A 2,288-nucleotide genomic window follows, 5' to 3' on the forward strand; every position below is an offset into this window, starting at 1 on the left:
CCGCCATCTGTCACCGTGGTCGCCGCAGCAGAACCTCCCGCAGAAACAACTTCCGTGCCGCCAGACACACTAGCACTCTGCAATGAACCTTGAGAATAAACGTTGAGCGTACCACCCTTTTCTACGGTTTCATCTTTTGCTGTTGCGCCTGCCCCAACATTCTCAAGGCCGCCATTGTTTACTGTTGTAGCTGTAGCAACGCCGCCGTTCTGCACAAATTCTATGTCACCAGAATTCACAACAGCACTCACAGCAGAACCGCTGATATAGCCAAAGCCGGTGGAATTATACGTTGTGTGACTGGCGATACCACCAGCACTCACAACTTCATGCCCGTGGCTGGTGACAATCATGTCACTGTCCTGCCCGCCGGACATCACGCGTTCTTCAGCCAGATTAGAGATTGTACCAGAAACAGCACTGCCCCAATCATACTGGCGAGCATGGTTGATTTCGAAACCGCTGACCAGACCACCAGACGCCACGGTCTGGATACCGTTATTTATAATGTTGATATTTGTGGCTGTACCTTTTGAATCAACTTCGGAATATCCGCCTGCTGTAATTGTTACGCCGCTTTCGTAACCCCCAGACAGTGCTGAAACTTTTGCTCCAGAACTTAAAACGCCACCACTCAATGATCCGCCGCTGAGCACGGTTGTGCCGCCAATAATACCGGCTGATGCAATTGTCAGCGTGCCGTGGGCATTTACCGTCTGATCAACGGCACTGCCGCCAGCGTTTACGTATTCGCTCCCGCTTCCGTTAATTGTTGTGTGAGACGTTAGGCCACCCGATGAAACATTTATCCAGCCACCGGAATTTACCGTGGCATCATCCAGCGTGCCGGCAATAAAACCAAAACCTGAATCATTGAAAATTGTGTTTACTGCAGTGCCACCCGCGCTCACAACTTCATGCCCGTGGCCCGTAACTGTCATGTCGGCATCATAACCGCCAGACTGGACACGCTCTTCACCCAAATTCTCAATCAGACCACTTACGGCACTGCCGGCGTTATTCTGCCGCCCCGTATCAATGGTGAAATTGCTAACAACACCGCCCTGCGCCACATTTTCCACGCCATAGCGCTGAATAAGAATGTTCGAACCACTGCCGCCAGACTGAATATTTACACTGCCGCCACTTGCAATGGTGACACCACTTTCATAACCGCCAGACAGCACAGAAACCGTTGCGCCGGCGCTGATTGTGCCGCCACTCAAGCTGCCACCGCTCAGGATGGTTTGACCACCGATAGTCCCGGACGTATCAACAATAATAGTACCTTGGGAATTTACAGTCTGGTTAATGGCTGTGCCATTAGCCCCCACAAATTCAAGGCCTCCGGCATTTACTGTTGTGCCAGATGCAATACCCCCTTCTGCTGCCTGCAGCTGCCCACCATTCAATATTGTGCCAGAAGTAACGCCTTTTACTTCCGCCACCTGAAGGCCATCAGAAGAAATAATTGCAGCTTCACTCAGGCCATTCTTAACATCGTCTTCACCGCCAGCATTGACTGTGTTGTTGTATGCAGAACCATTGTCATATTCTACAATTGCACCGTCATTATTCACAATCGCATCATAAGATACGCCGCCATTAATATATGCAGCATAAATACCCTGAGCATTCACGGTCATGGCCGACACAACGCCGTTGCTCTGCACGGTAATGCCAGCGTCATTCAAGGTTACGCCAGAGGCCAAACCGCCACCGTTTATCACCAGATGATCATGATAGACCGTGACATTATCAGCAACGCCACCTGAGTTTATGATAACATCATGAACTTCACCGCCGGCTGATCCCTGCGCGCTATTATCTACGGCACCAGAAACATTTACCCCAGAAACGTACCCATTGCTGCCAACAACAAGAGTGTTTTCTACATCACCGCTGATCGTAACATCTGTTGCAGAAGCACCATCTGAAACTTCCAGGCTTCCGCCTGCTGTCATTGTTACAGATGCAAGGGCAGCAGATTGAACCGCACCGATAGTGGCACCAGAATCCACTGTAACAGAGGTTCCTGTCCCTCCCATGAAATCAACTTGAGCACCCGTATCTGCAGTTAACCCCGATACGTTACCGCCATCATTTTCATATCTACCGCCACTCTGCACAGTTACGCCCTGTGCTGGGCCTCCATAGTTTTCAGCCTGCCCATTACTTTCTATCGTAAGGTTGGTAACTGTTGCTGTATTTTCTAAATTACCGCCGCTTTGAACGCTTAGAGCCCTTTTGGAAATTCGCTATGATATGTTTTCAAGAGGTTTTGAGCG

At 50.0% G+C, this 2,288-nt stretch carries 1 pseudogene; it reads right to left on the reverse strand.

The features are described 5' to 3' along the window. Positions 1–2,021: pseudogene (locus APA10_RS11670) on the reverse strand (Hint domain-containing protein); the annotation flags it as partial. Between the last annotated feature and the right edge of the window lie 267 nt (positions 2,022–2,288).

It is taken from the genome of Acetobacter pasteurianus subsp. pasteurianus LMG 1262 = NBRC 106471 (assembly GCF_000285275.1).
Taxonomy (GTDB): Bacteria; Pseudomonadota; Alphaproteobacteria; order Acetobacterales; family Acetobacteraceae; genus Acetobacter; species Acetobacter pasteurianus.